The 15,304-nt window shown below is 45.3% G+C and carries 12 protein-coding genes and 3 pseudogenes; 14 read left to right on the top strand and 1 reads right to left on the bottom strand.

The window, feature by feature from the left end; genetic code table 11:
- Window positions 1–437 precede the first annotated feature (437 nt).
- From E1757_RS35245 to E1757_RS35235, 3 genes and pseudogenes are all read left to right on the top strand, one after another.
- Complete coding sequence (locus E1757_RS35245) at window positions 438–1,136, top strand: YheC/YheD family protein (RefSeq protein WP_165972434.1); 699 nt, start codon at window positions 438–440, stop codon at window positions 1,134–1,136.
- Between the two features lie 478 nt (window positions 1,137–1,614).
- A pseudogene (locus E1757_RS35240) lies at window positions 1,615–1,945 on the top strand (helix-turn-helix transcriptional regulator); the annotation flags it as partial.
- A pseudogene (locus tag E1757_RS35235) lies at window positions 1,930–2,674 on the top strand (SDR family NAD(P)-dependent oxidoreductase). The pseudogenes E1757_RS35240 and E1757_RS35235, both read left to right, overlap by 16 nt.
- 317 nt (window positions 2,675–2,991) lie before the next feature.
- On the opposite strand, the gene E1757_RS35230 reads toward E1757_RS35235, so the two are convergent.
- Window positions 2,992–4,212 carry an NAD(P)/FAD-dependent oxidoreductase gene (locus E1757_RS35230; protein ID WP_133237106.1) on the bottom strand — a complete coding sequence of 407 codons (1,221 nt, stop codon included), beginning with the start codon at window positions 4,210–4,212 and terminating at the stop codon, window positions 2,992–2,994.
- A gap of 502 nt (window positions 4,213–4,714) precedes the next feature.
- Here E1757_RS35230 and E1757_RS35225 point away from each other — a divergent pair.
- The 11 genes and pseudogenes from E1757_RS35225 to E1757_RS35175 all read left to right on the top strand — a co-directional run.
- Window positions 4,715–6,067, top strand: coding sequence for a spore germination protein (locus E1757_RS35225; protein ID WP_246079734.1), 1,353 nt, complete (start codon window positions 4,715–4,717; stop codon window positions 6,065–6,067).
- 1 nt (window position 6,068) lies between these two features.
- Window positions 6,069–7,226 (top strand): Ger(x)C family spore germination protein, encoded by a 1,158-nt coding sequence (locus E1757_RS35220; protein WP_133237104.1) that lies wholly within the window; start codon window positions 6,069–6,071, stop codon window positions 7,224–7,226.
- 18 nt (window positions 7,227–7,244) lie between these two features.
- On the top strand, window positions 7,245–8,345 hold the full coding sequence (locus E1757_RS35215; RefSeq protein WP_133237103.1) for a GerAB/ArcD/ProY family transporter: 1,101 nt from the start codon (window positions 7,245–7,247) through the stop codon (window positions 8,343–8,345).
- A 587-nt stretch (window positions 8,346–8,932) separates the two neighbouring features.
- Window positions 8,933–10,120, top strand: a complete 1,188-nt coding sequence (locus E1757_RS35210) for an NAD(P)/FAD-dependent oxidoreductase (RefSeq protein ID WP_133237102.1) — start codon at window positions 8,933–8,935, stop codon at window positions 10,118–10,120.
- 31 nt (window positions 10,121–10,151) lie between these two features.
- Entirely contained in the window at window positions 10,152–11,018 is an 867-nt protein-coding gene (gene sigJ / locus E1757_RS35205) for an RNA polymerase sigma factor SigJ (protein WP_133237108.1), read from the top strand.
- 117 nt (window positions 11,019–11,135) lie between these two features.
- Complete coding sequence (locus E1757_RS35200) at window positions 11,136–11,768, top strand: succinate dehydrogenase cytochrome b558 subunit (RefSeq protein ID WP_133237100.1); 633 nt, start codon at window positions 11,136–11,138, stop codon at window positions 11,766–11,768.
- Window positions 11,769–11,852: 84 nt separating this feature from the next.
- Window positions 11,853–12,362: pseudogene (locus E1757_RS35195) on the top strand (aminotransferase class III-fold pyridoxal phosphate-dependent enzyme); the annotation flags it as partial.
- 792 nt (window positions 12,363–13,154) lie between these two features.
- The gene (locus E1757_RS35190) at window positions 13,155–13,667 is read left to right on the top strand and encodes a MarR family winged helix-turn-helix transcriptional regulator (protein WP_133237098.1); all 513 of its coding nucleotides are present in this window, start codon (window positions 13,155–13,157) and stop codon (window positions 13,665–13,667) included.
- A 50-nt stretch (window positions 13,668–13,717) separates the two neighbouring features.
- A complete protein-coding gene (locus tag E1757_RS35185; protein ID WP_133237096.1) occupies window positions 13,718–14,083 on the top strand; it encodes a VOC family protein in 366 nt (121 codons plus the stop codon).
- A gap of 113 nt (window positions 14,084–14,196) precedes the next feature.
- Window positions 14,197–14,646, top strand: coding sequence for a DUF1569 domain-containing protein (locus E1757_RS35180; protein ID WP_133237094.1), 450 nt, complete (start codon window positions 14,197–14,199; stop codon window positions 14,644–14,646).
- Window positions 14,647–14,988: 342 nt separating this feature from the next.
- The coding region (locus E1757_RS35175) for a YdeI/OmpD-associated family protein (RefSeq protein ID WP_425464890.1) at window positions 14,989–15,304 on the top strand (316 nt) is incomplete at its 3' end.

Here is a 15,304-nt window from a genome sequence, read left to right as displayed (position 1 = left end):
CTCGCCGATCAATCACCCTCGCATATGAGAACTCATTCCGGTCCATGAGCTGCCCCGAAGCTGCTATCTTCGGGCATGGGTTGCCGGAGGGAACAGCCAGCGGGTAAGAAGTGCCGCACGAGTGCCAGGGAAACAGACTTATGAAGTAGTTGAACTACAGGAGGAAAAAGAATTTCCCCGAATGACCCTAAGATTCATTGTCTGGAAGCATCACGAAAAGTCCAGTCCCAATTTAAGATTTTCATTTATTTTTCAAAGATCAAATTGGAAATTTTGAAGGCGGCCGCCAGTACCCTAGGATACTGGAAATTAGCCCAACAACAACCTTCAAGAAATACTATACGAGGAGGTTATCGCATGGGAGTTAGATGTGATAGCTGTATCTGGATGAGATATGAAGGCATGTGACTCCAATGTCGATCAAACGAGACAAATGGATGCAATATCGTATCCTGAACGATACGTCCTCGCTCGCCGCTCGTTTGCCTGAAACTCGGCTGCTGAAACCGAACGGGTTAGCAAAGCTGCTGTTTCAATATCAAAGCCTTGTTCTAAAGCCGCGCGATGGGAGATTCGGACGGGACATCCTGTTCATTACCCGTAACGGAGCGAACTCCTATCGTATTCATAACGAAAAGAAAACGGTCACCATGAAAAACACCGAGCAACTGCGCAAATGGATCGGTAAAAAAACCAGAGGACGTGGATATATTGTCCAACGACGCCTACAGCTTGCTCAAATTCAACACAAGCCGTTCGACATTCGGATCATGGTGCAGCGAAGAAAAGGCACTTCGTCCACTTGGAAAGTGACAGGCTCATACGCGAAAGTAGCGGCGAAGGGATATCTTATTACGAATGTCCCTAGTAACATCATTACAGTTCCTGAGGCGCTGAAACTGGCCCGCATCGGGGATCGTAGCTTGATCGTCAAAATCAAACAGATCGCGCTGATGGCTGCCAAACGGCTTGGGGAGCGTTACCCTAAGCTTAGGCAAGTCGGGTTCGATATAGGCATCGATAGGAACCGACGAATTTGGATCATCGAAGGCAATTATTGGCCGGATTTGCTCCCTTTCCGGTCCTTGAAAGATTCCTCGATGTATCGCAGAATACTATGGTATCAGAAACATTAAAGCAGCGGACCAGTTTCAGGTTCGCTGCTTTTGCGTGCAAACTTTATGGTGATCTTTTGCCGACTGACCCGGCTCGCTACATCGCCGCGATAAATAGGAAGTTCCATTGATCTCAGCGAATCTGAGAGCGACGAAAAAGACCGCCGGACATATCCGTGCGGCCTCGTCAGACTAGTTCTCATTCATAGACATTGTCTCGATTTCTCGAATCGGAACAAACAGAACTCCATCGGCATGACGGATCTGGACTCGCTCAGACGTGAACGATTCCGCGATCCCAGCGACCGTCGATCCATCGTCCGTCTGGATCGTGATTCGTAAGACATTGTTTCAATCGATAGCAAAAATTGATATGAAATCGTGTTAAATACGAGATGTAATTGCGTATTCCATATTGTTAATACCATCCCGCAAAAGATGGCCTTCTCAACAACCTACATCGTTGCGCTACGGATACGTTTGTTGACCGTTGCCTTTCGAGCTGGGGATGAGCGATCGCACCTTGCAGCGCAGGCTGATGGACGAAGGCACAAGCTTCAAGCGGTTTGCTGGCGCAAACCAAGCACGAGCAGGCCCTCGCTTACTTGGCAGACCCGTCGCTGGAGATCAAAGAGGTCGCTTTTCTCGTCGGATACGAAGACCAGAATTCGTTCTATCGCGCGTTCCGCTCATGGGAAGGGGAGACTCCCGCCAATTGGCGCGTCGCGCAAGCGAATTGGCGCTCCTCGCTAGTTACCGAGTTGGCGAAACGAAGTATCATTATCCCTATCCTAGTCATAAGGAGTGCAAGCAGATGGATATGGGATTGAAGAATAAGACGGCTCTAGTAACGGGATCAACCAGAGGCATAGGAAAAGCGATTGCCCTTGAACTTGAACAACAATGACGTAGAGCGGACGGTCACGGAGATCCTAGCGGCGTTCCCGAAGACGGAACCTCGGAATGCAACGGCCGATCTCGTCGATGTGCGGCAAAGAGAAGCTTTAATCGCGAAGTTCTCCCATGTCGATATTCTCGTCAACAGCATGGGTATCTATGAGATCATGTCCTATGACGAAGTAGACGATGCCGTATGGGAGAAAGTACTTCCGCACGAACGTTCTCGCCGCCAACGGCTTAACCAAGTTTTATTTGCCTTCCATGCTGAATCGCTAATACGGCCGCATTATCTTTATCGCGAGCGAGGAAGCCGTCATGCCTTCCGGACAGATGCCTCAATATGGCGCGACCAAATCCATGCTGTTGTCGTTGTCCAAGCTGACACGCGTCGCCGAGGCCGTGAACACGATCCTGCCGGGACCGACCCTCTCCGAGAACGTGCAGCAGATCATAGAGAGCATTTATTCGAACGAAGAGATGACCTTCGAGGCTAAGAGAAAGACTTTATGACGAAGAACCTGCCTCAATCCGAAATCCAAAGGTTTATCAGACCTGCGGAGATCGGCCGATTGACTGCTTTCGTCTGCAGTCCGATGGCCTCCGCCTTCAAAGGATCTCCGATCCGCATGGACGGAGGAATGGAACCGACAATATTTTAATTTTTTGTACTCCCTCGAAATGAATTAGCTATCTCACTCTAGCTCATGAATTCGCAGGATTTCGCCTTTAGATATGTGTCAGAAGGAAACAGATAGGCCGGCAGCTTGCATCATCTGAAAGGGCATGCGGGAACAGAGGTGGGAAGTGTATCACCCAATTAGTTCCATATCCTGCACGTTCATTTCTGGATGGTGCAGCATGGAGCCATGCGCTTGACGATAACTATGGGCCTATGATTGTTCCCGATTATGGCTTCTAACCATTAAGTTAAATAGAGAACGGGACGGGTTCCCGCTCTCTGATTTTGAGTTTTTTATTAAACTATGTCAGGGTACATTGTATCCAGATTAGCTGCCTCAAACAATTCTTCAAGATTTCCGGATAAGGGCGGATAAATGATCGATTGGTTAATTTGCTGTTTAATTTTTTTCGCTTCTTTCCCTTGAACCTGCGGAATTCGATCCCAACCAGCGGTTATCAGAGCTCCCCAAGGGCCTAAATCAAGACAAGTACCATATCTTTCTTGTTTGTACGGAACTCCTGTTAATCCGAACAAATCGCAAACAACGTTATGTCCCGCAACTTTTCCCTGAGGCATTGCATGCTGACAAGACATCATCGATACATGAGTTTCATCCGTTTTTGCTCGTGCGGTATCTCCAGCGGCAAAAACGGAAGGCAAGCCCTCTACCCGCAAATATGGATCGACTGGTAAACGTCCCAAATTATCTTTTTCCACAGGGAAGTTTTCCGCTAATGGACTCGCCTTTACTCCCGCTGAACAAACTGTTGTAAGAGAAGGAAGATATTTACCAGATTTTAAGGTTAGACCTTCAGGTTCAACGGATGTTACGGTTTCATTCGTATAAATCACCACATGCATATCATTTAAAGCCTGTTCAATAATGGGCCACGGATTTGCTCCCAGCTCACAACCTACGACTGGATTTCTGTCAATTAAAACTACCCGTACTTCGGATTCCTTCTTTTCTTTCTTAGCAACCTCCGCTAAACGTGAAGTCAGCTCCGCGGCAATTTCAATTCCGGTAAACCCGGCCCCGATTACGGCTGCCGCATACTTGCCTTCTACATCAGGCAAATCAGACAATCCATTAATATGCCGCTCAAGCTTAACTGCATCTTGATAGGTATCGGCAGAATACGCATGTTCACGCAATCCCGAAATATCAGGTAAGACCATTTGGCTGCCGGCAGTAAAGACTAATCGGTCATATGCGATTTCAATCTGCTTTTCTTTTTGATAAACAATAACCTGCTGAGACTGAGTATCGATTTGCCTTACTTCTCCTTCGATCAAGCGAATGCCTGCCGGCTCAAGGACTTGATTAAGAAGAAAGCGGAAATTTTGCGGATCTTTTTCATAAAAACGCGGACGTACGCCGAAATAAGGTTCCCGGTTAATTAAAACAATTTCCACTTCATTGCTTGCGACCTTCAATTCATGCAGTTTCCGCGCAGCGCCAATTGCGCCCCACATTCCCGCGAAGCCTCCACCTATAACAACAATTCGTTTCATTTGAAATCTCCTCCTTGATTTTTTATTCGCATATATAACGACGGGAGAATTCGTTTTGTGACACGAGAATTCAAACACAAAAGCAGCCCTCTATTAAACATTACGTTTTTTGGTATAAATCGGATGGATGTAAAAGTGGATGGACACATTTTCTATTGCAGAAGCAAGTGATCAAAAATAAGCTTCTAGGCTTGCTTTCGTGTTCTGAATTTTTAAAAGGTAGACTCTTTCATGAATACGCTATGGAACGTCTCAATGCATGCGTTATCGTAGCAGTTCCCTTTGCGAACTCATTCTACTCTTTCATCTTGTATTTACGCAGCAGCCACGGTTAAAGAGCATTTTCTTTGGCAATAACTATATTCAACATACAATCAATTTAAATAATCCTGAGGAGTGACAGTCGTCCATGGGGTCCATAAGCAATAACCTTGGAAAAAATGAAGCCTATCTTAGAGAACAATTCTTTAATTGCTCGGACATTATATTCCGTTCTTTCATTTTGAAGGATGAAAGCAAACTTTTACTCATTTATATCGATGGCATGGTACGATTGCAGAGCATTGAGGATAATGTGCTGAAGCCCCTTATTTTCAATGGTTTGCCGCAAGGAATCGATAAGATCGAGTCGCTCGCCGAAATGTTCAGATGCGAATGGCTACCGCTGACGAATGTGAAGACAGAGGAAACTTTGGAGGGACTGATCAATCATATCCTGCAGGGAAGCTTGGCAATCTTGGTTGACGGCAATGTTTCTTCACTCATCACTCAGGTTCAGAACTATGAGATGAGAAGCATCGAGGAGCCGAAGAAGGAATCGACTTTGCGCGGCTCCAAAGAAGGTTTTGTCGAAAATATTCGCACAAATACATCCTTAATAAGGCGCAGGATCATCCATCCGAATCTGAAGATGGAATCGTTTAAGATTGGTAAATATACGCAGACCGAAGTAGTCCTTGCCTATATGCAAGGCGTGGCGGATGAGCAAGTGTTATTGAAAGTACGAACAAAGCTCAACAAAATCGATTTGGACGGCGTGATCGATTCCGCATATATCGAAGAATGGATCGAGAATAGCTCATTCTCGATCTTTTCGCAAATTCAAAATACCGAACGCCCAGATATTACAGTTGCTTCATTATTAGAGGGAAAAGTTGCCCTCATCACCAACGGAACTCCTTTTGCCCTCATTCTTCCCATAACGCTCTGGTCGGGACTTCAATCGGCAGACGATTACTTCGAGAGGTTTGTATTCGTCCTTCTAACGCGGTGGATTCGGTATGTTATGGCTTTCATTTCACTTGCCTTGCCTGCTATTTATGTCGCGCTTTCGACTTTCCATCCGGAGATGATCCCGAGCAATCTTATGATCGGCATTGCGACGGCGAGAGAAAGCTCCCCGTTCCCAACCGTTGTTGAAGTATTCCTCATGATGTTTATTTTTGACGGGCTACAGGAGGCTGGCGTCCATCTTCCGAACCGGCTCGGCCCAGTCGTAAGCATCATCGGTGCGCTCGTTATTGGTCAAGCGGCTGTGGAGGCAGGTATTATATCCACACCAATCATTATCGTCATTTCTTTGACCGGCGTCGCTGCATATACGATCCCAACATACAGCCTCACGCTTCCCTTTCGCTTTATCCGATATCTTTTACTGTTCTTGAGCGGCTTTCTTGGTTTCGTTGGCTTTACATCCGGCGTTATCGTCTTGCTGATCCACCTAGTCATGCTTGAATCTTTCGGAACACCTTACTTAAGCCCTGTTGCCCCGTTCGATGGTGTACGCATTAAAGACTTGATCATCAGGTACCCATTCTGGGTCAGAAACGGGCAAAAAAAGAAAGGACGCGCCTGAAATGATTCGACGGATGCTGCTGATAAGCTTCTTCTTCATTCTTATTCTGACTGCCCCTGGCTGTGGGGATATTGTCGAGCCCAACCAATTGGCGTTCGTCCTGGGCTCGGCCATTGATATTGTCGACAGCGGAGAGATTGAAGTAAGCTATCAGATCGTAACCCCCATTCAGAAGACCGGACCGTTCAAGGAAAGCTCCGAAAATTCGAAAAGCTTCTTCATTATATCGGCCAAGGGGAGAAGTGTATTCGAAGCCACTCAGAAAATCCAAAAGAAGCTTTCTAGAAGAGTGCTGACCAGTCACCGTACCCTGATCGCCATTAGCGAGGATTATTTCAATAAGAACGACGTCAGCAATATATTCGACAAACTGAACAGGGACCCTGCTAACAATCAACGGGATATTACGGTCATGATTAAAGGTAATGCTAAAGAATTCCTTATGATCGGACACCCCATGGAGCATCTATCCAGCATCGGCACGGGAAAAGAACTGCTAATCAACGGGTTGAAATCCTTTTCTACACGGCAATTCATCATCGACAGTATCACGGATGGGGTCAGGCCTCTGGTGCCGACCATCCAGATTGAAAATAAAAAACTGAGCATCGATGAGGAAACTCCGATTGCCGGAATTTCCGGCTTTTCCGTATTGAACAAACAACTTAAAATCGCCGGGGTTTTAAACAACACGGAAGGCGCCGGAGCGGTCTGGATGGCGGGAAAAGGAACCTATCAAGGGACAACCGTTCTATGGAAAGACGGCAAGAGCACCTTATCGTTCAGATTTACTAATCTTAGGCGACAAATTCATTCCGAAACCCAGAACAATCCCGGACAAGTTTTATTAACCGTCAAAGCTCAGGCTTATCTCCTTGAAAATACAACATCGCTCGATATGTCCGAGGTAGATCATATGATTGCGGTCAAGCAGTACGTCAATGAGGAAATTCAAAGGGAATTACAAGTTACGATGGATAAAGTCCGGCGGTGGGGTTCCGACATATTCGGTATTGGAGAAAGTCTGCATCGCAAACATCCATACTGGTGGAAGTCGCAAAAGGACGATTGGGATAAAAAATTCAAAAAAATCGATGTCACCGTCAAGGCAGATATAGAATTAATGTCAATTGGAACAAGCGGCAGGCAGTTAAAATAAAGGATGTGAAATACAAGCATGAAGATAAGCGGGTATCAAATGTTCTGGCTTGTCAGCCTCTCCTCTATGATCGTGATTTCCTATTTGCCCATCCATTTAGCCGCGGAGCAATCGCGTCAGGACTGCTGGATCTCCATTCTGCTCGGAGGCATGATCATGCTGGCCATAACATGGATGATGTTACGGGTATGCATGCAAAATAAAGACAAAACGTTGATTGGCTTCTTGAAAGACTTGCTTGGCACCGTAATCGGCAAAATCATCGTTATTGTTTATTTTCTGCTTTGGTTCATGCAAATGATTACGACTGCTAAAATATCGGTCGAGTTTGTAAATCTGGTTATGCTTGAAAACACACCGATGATCATTATCCTGCTTTGTCTGTTGTTTAACGTTACATATGCCGTATATAGAGGGGGAATTACGGCCATCAGCCGATGTTCGGAGATTATTGGGCCCATTTTTGTCGTCATATTATTCGTACAGCTCTTTCTGAATCCGCAAGATATGGATTTCAACCGAATTCTGCCCATCTATGCCGACTCGGGCTGGTTTTCTATTCTAAAAGGCACCTTTTATTCGTTCAACTACTTGTTAGATCCTTCAATCATTTTGATACTTTTCTTTTTTGCCGAGAACAAACGAACGGCTTCGCGCGCGATCTTATGGGGAACGTCGCTTGCCATTTTATGGGGGGTATTGAGCACACTTGTGCTTCTGTTCATAACCGGGCCCAAAATGGCCGCTGAATTGATAGTTCCTGTATACTCTCTGACAAAGTTTGTATCCATCCTCAATTTCATTCAAAATATCGACGCTTTTTACGTCCCCCTTTGGTACTTTGGCGCGTTTATTAAACTGTCTGTCTCTTTGTTTATCATTAGTTACGGAATATCCGAGTGGACAGGATTCAAAAACTGGAAGCTTATTGCTTGCATAACAACGATCGTATCGATAGGTTTTGTAATTTTTGGAACACACAATATTCGGTTCTTACATACGCAAAAGAACATGTTTATGATTGGACTTTTTTACCCCTTCCTCTATATTGTTGTTCCACTGATCTTATGGATGCTGGGCAGTATACGGCTGCGCCGCAAAGCGTCAAGTGTCGACTAGGATTTGGTGCTGAGCAGTGAATGCAGTTTGCGCCGGAACCGGTACTGAGAACGAGGCAGAGGCTGCCGTTTTCATTTAATTGCAATCGCACCCAATTAGCATTCAAACAGCTTATTTTGATCGCTATATAGCTATGAATTGGCGGCTAGGGCTGATATTGCCCTAACGGTTAATCGCTTGTTAACACCATATAAGAAATATCCCCAGCAAGAAATACAAAATCGTCGAATGATACACTTGCCAATGTCTCCAATCTTAATATTATGGCCAAACCAATGAAAAGCATTTGATGTGACCGATTTCATTAAAATCTAAGTGCGTTATAGTAGTTCTCAAATCAATCTGTATGTATGCATGCTTTTCATATTGTGTCTTTAAAGCCCTAGCTCGCCATTATTCGCTGCCCATAAGCGACTCCGTTTGATGTATGGGAATAGCGTTATTTAATCAAGCCTACCGGGAAGTTCGCTGCCTGGTCATGCAAAAAAAATCCCCCTCGGAAGGATTTTTTAAGCTGTCTCCGTTCCGTGTCACATCCAAACCCTCTACTTCGTTCTATATGCAATCAAATAGAAGGAGTGACTCCTATGAAAACAATGACTTGCGTTGTCATCGGTGCCGGGTACGCGGGAATTCATGCCGTGAAGGAAATCCGCAAGCTGTTCAAAGATCAGGTAAACAAGCACCCCCTGCGGCTCGTCATGATTGACAAAAACCCTTTTCATCTGCGTAAAGTGTTAATGTTTAGACCCGCTGTCACGAATGAAGAAATTCGAATTCCGCTGACAAGGCTGTTTCCGGACGGAGTTGAATTGGTCCAGGCGACCGTCTCAAACATCAAAGCGGCAGAGAAGAAGCTGGTGTATCTGAATGCCGCGGGAACAGAGCATGAGATGAACTACGATATGCTGGTTGTAGCAGCGGGCAGTGTGATCCGACAGCCTGACCCGGAACAGGGCGGGATTGCACTCACTTCGCTGGAAAATGCGCAAAGGATTCGGAGCGTATGGCTTGCCAATCTAAAGCAGGCTGTCGCGGTAAACGAACCAAGAGAACGCGAACGATTGATGCGTATCGCGATTGCGGGAGCGGGTATCAGCGGGATGGAGACGGCCGCGGAGCTGGCTTACTACGCCCGCCAGGATGCGGAGCAACTGGGACTTGACCCGCAAGCTATAAAAATCGATTTGTATAATGCTCACCAACGGCTTTTTTTGGATGGTCCCGCCAAGGTCGGAATAAAATTGGAGCATCTCCTTCGCGAAGTTGGAATCAACATCATGCACGAAAAACGCGTGATCAAGGAAAAAGACGGGATACTATGGTTGTCGAGCGGTGAGAAACAACCAGTTGGCCTATGCATCTGGACGCTCGGGCTACAATCCAATCCCATGCTCCACACGATCGGATTGCCGGTAACGCCGGAAGGGTATGCACTTGTTGATGCCAGTTATCGGGTAGCGGGTATGCCAAGCGTATATAGTATCGGCGACTGCGCCAGAATCGTAGACCCGGACAACGGGCATGTCGATGGCAAGACTTGCAAGGAAGCGATCCCCCAGGCGGCAAGACTTTCCAAAATTATGCTGGCGGATCTTGAAGGACGTCAGGCGCCGGTGCATGAAAGTTTCATGAGATCGTTCAGCATCGGCCTTGGTCCCGAGAGAGGATTAACCTGGGTGAACAAATGGGGACTCGATATTGTCGTCACGGGTAAATTGGGCTGGAAAATAAAAAAATATACTTGGGATACGGCAAGTTTATTGACGAAATAATGTGGATGAAACCGGAAACGGGGTGACTAAAATAGAGAAGCTATACAGACAATACAAACGCCTTTTGCTTACATTGGCTTACCAGATGACGGGTACGTGGACAGATGCGGAAGACGCCGTGCAGGACGTCTTCCTCAAGGTCTACGACGTAATCCCAGCCGGTCTGACTGAGGAGCCGAAGGCTTATTTGTGCAAAATGGTTGTCAACCGCTGCCGCGACCTGTATAAATCAGCTCGCAAACGGCGAGAGCGATATGTCGGAGAGTGGCTCCCCGAGCCGATCCCAACTTCGGAGGACGAGCCGCTCGATTTTATTGTACGCGACGAGTTGCTGTCCTATGCGACGCTGGTCCTGCTGGAGAAGTTGTCCCCCGCCGAACGGGCGGTGTTTGTTTTGCGTGAGGCGCTCGGCATCGATTATGCCGGAATAGCCGACATCATCGGTAAAAGCGAGGTCAATTGCCGTAAGCTTTTCAGCCGTGCGAAGGGGAAGATGGATATCGTTGAAGCGGAGCCGGTTAATGCCCAGACCGATAGAGAGGCGTGGATTCGCCGATTCGTTACCGCGCTTGAGCAGGATAACACCGAGCAGGTTATTTCCATGCTTGCCGACGATGTCGTGCTTATCTCAGATGGGGGAGGGAAAGTGTTCGCCGCCGTTCGCCCAATCGCATACCGCGATGCCGTCTCCAAATTCCTTTTTGGTTCCTTCCATAAATCATTCCGATATGAGGGCGGCATTCAATTAGAGATGAGCGAGATCAACGGCCAGACCGGGGTTATCATTCGTCTAGAGGAGCAAGTCGATTCCGTGGCGCTGATTCATACCGAAGGACATTCGATTCGCAACATTTATATTATCCGAAATCCAGATAAGCTAAAATTTTTTCGTCATTGACTCTCTTCAGCATAAAGAATTAGGGGATAAATCCACATTGTTTCGGGTAGTTTCACGACATTTTCATGGCAAATCCCTCCTGTACCATTAACAGTTATGAAATGAGGGGATTCAATAATGGCAAAAAACTCTTACTACTCGCGAAAATTGCATTCACTGCTCGGGGTCATACCGCTCGGGGGGTTCATTCTTTTGCATAGCGTGGCCAACTTTCAGTCCTTTGAGCGTGGACCTGAAGGGTTTGCTAAAGGCGTACATTTCATCAATAGCCTGCCCCTTTTGCCTATTCTTGAAATTTGCGGCATTTACCTCCCGATTTTGTTTCACGGGATTCATGGTTTATACATGGCGTATCAGTCGAAACTGAATTCGAGGCAATATTCGTATGAACGTAACTGGGCATTTACGCTACAGCGCATTACTGGTGTTCAAACATTTATATTTGTATTTTGGCACTTCTATCAAATCCGTTTTCAAGTTTACATGGGCAACATTAACCATGATGATTTAGGTTCAACGATGCATCATATTGTATCGAATCCCACTTTTTTTATCCTTTATGTCATTGGCGTATTGTCTGCAGTGTTCCATTTTAGTAATGGGCTATGGGCGTTCCTAATCAGTTGGGGAGTCACCATTTCGCCGCGTGCCCAAAAAGTATCTGCTTATTTTTGCATAGGAATATTTATATTAATATCCACGTTGTTTATTCTTTCGCTTGTTTCATTCAGTGGTGATGAATTTAAATAAACGATTATAATCTTATGGGTGATTTACTAAAATAAGTTATTGCTAACCCACAATATTTAATTATGGTTTACAATTAAAATGTGGATGGTGAACATTATGCTAACGGATTACGAACGACTTGCTAATCTCAATAAGGATTATTTGTGGAATCCTTTCACTCAGATGAAAGATTATATATCTTCTGACCCTCTTATTATTGAACGTGGTGAGGGAATTAAACTCTATGACGTGCAGGGACGCGCCTATTACGACGGTTTCTCATCTGTCTGGCTTAATGTACATGGCCATAATGTGCCGGAGCTAAATCAGGCGATCACGGATCAGTTAAGCCGTGTTGCTCATTCAACCTTACTCGGAATGGCGAATAGGCCTGCAATTGAACTTGCAGAGAAACTGACGGGAATTGCGCCGAGTGGTTTAAATAAAATTTTCTACTCTGATTCAGGAGCAGCCGGAGTTGAGATCGCAATTAAAATGGCGTTTCAGTACTGGCAAAATAAAGGAGTTAAAAGTAAAAAGGCTTTCATTACAATGAATCAGGCTTACCACGGGGACACGATCGGGGCCGTGAGTGTCGGAGCGATTCCTCTCTATATAAGGCTTCGTGCGAGCCTTACGAGTGGGCAGAGCGGATAGGCGTTCGCGCAACTCAGCGAGCCAGGGAGCTTGGGATGCTGACAAGGCCTCTTGGCAATGTGATGGTCTTCATACCTCCGCTTGCCAGTACGGAAACCGAGCTTGATGCAATGACGGATATTTTGGCGAAGTCCATTATTGACGTTACCGGATGCGATGGGACTCCTCAGAATGTCAACACCAAATGAAAATACCTCAAAAGGAGGATTTTATCACCGCTATTAACAGAAGAAGAACATAAAAATAATACAGTTACATTTGATGAATTTAACCAGATTTGTAGTGAATTCTTGGTGAAAGCAATTGAGAGCGGAGATTGGTTTATTTGGGTTGCAGATATTGACAATGTTTATACTCGTCAGATTTCTCAACAACTACATAGCAATTGAGAAGAAATCACATTATGATTCGTAAATTTAGCTTGTAATAAAATAAACAAGAAAAATAAAAGCGGTTGGTTGTGACACAAATGTCGGGTGACAAGAACATGTCCCATTAATTGCCGCGTGAATCGCGGCTTTTGTTTTTATGGGATCAAGTTCTTGTCAAATCCAAATGACAAGAACTTGATCCCATTCCCGAAATTGACAAGAACATTATCTCATTCCCGACGGATCACAGTGAATTGAAGAAGGGATTTAAGTAACAACCGGCATCGACGTTAAGCTAACTGGCAGGATAGTGAAAAAAAGATAGAATTTAAAATGATACTATATTGACAGTATGCTGTCGAATTGTTATGATGCAATCATGAATACAATAGACAAACCAGAGGATCCCCTAAGCAGATTTTCACTGAGTATATTCCACATTAATGGGTTGCTAATGCGTTCCGGGGACGTTATCACGCGTTCAATTGATCAAAGCAGTGCCAGGTGGCAGGTGCTTGGTCGCATTGGATATAAACCCCAAACGGTGGCAAAAATCGCTCGTGATATGGGACATGCACGTCAGAGCGTGCAACGTGTTGCAGACGTATTAGTAAATGAAGGTCTGGCTATCTATAAGGATCACCAGACCGATCGACGCACAAAGCTGGTTGAACTTACTCCGAAAGGTGCAGAAGTACTGGGCGCTATCTACGAACAATATGCTGAATGGAACCGGCATCTAATTACCAAACTCGACCCAGAACAATTGGATAAGATAGCAGCTGCTCTTGAGAATGTTGGGCGAATTCTGGAGAAGGAGGTAAACTTCTTTAGTAATGGGAATTGGAAAAGCATTAATACTGGGGAAAAAAATGATAATGAGAATAAGTGATTGTTGATGGTTAAAAGGGTCAATATAAATCAATTTGGAGGTATAGCATCATGCAGCGTTTTTTTATTTGGGTCGAAATCCCCGTAGTTAACATGGAACGAGCCAAAAGGTTTTACGAGCAGATTTTTAAGATTGAAATGCCAACAATGGCGATGGGGGATAGTAATTATGCGTTTTTCCCTGTTCAGGAGCAGTTTAATGGGGGGGCGCTGGTTCAGGGCCCGAATCACAAGCCAGCAGTAGATGGTGTTACTGTATATTTGGACGGAAGCCCCGATTTAGAGACAATTCTGTCACGGGTTAACGGGGCAGGTGGAAAGGTGATCATGGAGAAAACGTATACTGGCGAGAATGCCGGCTATTTGGGAATGTTTCTAGATTCTGAAGGAAATCGCATCGGACTACAGCATTTGTGAACTTCCGCAAACGCGATATTTTTTCCTGTTTCCCATTCTAAATGGGAACTGGATGCAGGGATTTCCCCAATCAAATTCACGAGTACAAAAGGTAATTTTAATGGAGTGTGCCCATGGAAAACATATACGATCAATTGCATGCAGCGGAAATACTGAACCGTATCGAGAATTTAAGTCCAAATGCAAAACCACAATGGGGAACAATGAACGTTGCTCAAATGGTGGCTCACTGCTCATCGTTTCAAGATATCGCAATGGGAAATTCCTTTCCCCCTAGAGATTGGATAGGAAGGCTAATAGGAAGGTTTGTGAAACCTATTGTTTATAATGACAAGCCGACACCAACCAATATGTCAACAATTCCGACCATACGTATTGCAGATGACAGAGATTTTGAGACAGAAAAAGAGAGACTGAAACAAAAGATTTTAACTTTCCAAAGTAACGGGCCGGAGAAATGTTCAGCCCATCCACATCCTTTTTTCGGCAAACTCACTCCTGAGCAATGGGGTAAAGGAATTTATAAACATCTAGACCATCATTTAAGACAATTTGGTGTTTAGTATTAAACGGATACAAGGACAAAGAAGACTGCCGCTAATGAGGGATCGGTGGCGATTTCGAACGGGAGCTTAGCGCAGTAGCACCACTTCGTTGTGCTAACGGGAACTTGAGCACAACAACAACGATAGGCTGCCGGAATTATCGGCAGCTTGACAAGGCCACCGGCAGATTAATCGGTGGCCTCGTTCACCTAAAGGGCAGTATTGTTCAACAGATTTACTCGCACCGCGGTGGCTTGTTTCTGGAATTGAGCTATTAGCAATAGCTCAAGCAAGGCTAGACTATCACTGACTGTATCTGTCAACTATATTGAAGTACACTACAAGTAGGAGGCGATTCAAGTGATCAATAAGTCCATTGAATTACCGGTTATGTTTTTTGGCGAACAGCAATCTCTCGAGAATTGGCTTGAGAACAATCATGACACTTCACCGGGAATCCGGTTGCAAATCGCGAAAAAAAATTCCGGTGTGGTTACAGTATCCTACGATGAAGCACTTGAAAGTGCATTGTGTTACGGATGGGTTGACAGCCAGAAGGAAAAGTTTGATGAAAAAATGTGGGTTCAACGATTTACTCCGCGTAGGGCTAGGAGCATCTGGTCGAAAGTGAATAAAGACAAAGCAGAGCTTCTCATTACAAATGGAAGAATGAAGC

The organism is Paenibacillus piri (assembly GCF_004354045.1).
Classification (GTDB): Bacteria; Bacillota; Bacilli; order Paenibacillales; family NBRC-103111; genus Paenibacillus_S; species Paenibacillus_S piri.
This window is presented reverse-complemented; position numbering and strand designations above follow the sequence as displayed.

Bases quoted from the DNA above. Each gene is read 5' to 3' on its own strand.
- E1757_RS35245 (WP_165972434.1), top strand. From the start codon at position 438: ATGCAATATCGTATCCTGAACGATACGTCCTCGCTCGCCGCTCGTTTG.
- E1757_RS35230 (WP_133237106.1), bottom strand. From the start codon at position 4,212: ATGAAACGAATTGTTGTTATAGGTGGAGGCTTCGCGGGAATGTGGGGC.
- E1757_RS35220 (WP_133237104.1), top strand. From the start codon at position 6,069: ATGATTCGACGGATGCTGCTGATAAGCTTCTTCTTCATTCTTATTCTG.
- E1757_RS35215 (WP_133237103.1), top strand. From the start codon at position 7,245: ATGAAGATAAGCGGGTATCAAATGTTCTGGCTTGTCAGCCTCTCCTCT.
- E1757_RS35210 (WP_133237102.1), top strand. From the start codon at position 8,933: ATGAAAACAATGACTTGCGTTGTCATCGGTGCCGGGTACGCGGGAATT.
- E1757_RS35200 (WP_133237100.1), top strand. From the start codon at position 11,136: ATGGCAAAAAACTCTTACTACTCGCGAAAATTGCATTCACTGCTCGGG.
- E1757_RS35190 (WP_133237098.1), top strand. From the start codon at position 13,155: ATGAATACAATAGACAAACCAGAGGATCCCCTAAGCAGATTTTCACTG.
- E1757_RS35185 (WP_133237096.1), top strand. From the start codon at position 13,718: ATGCAGCGTTTTTTTATTTGGGTCGAAATCCCCGTAGTTAACATGGAA.
- E1757_RS35180 (WP_133237094.1), top strand. From the start codon at position 14,197: ATGGAAAACATATACGATCAATTGCATGCAGCGGAAATACTGAACCGT.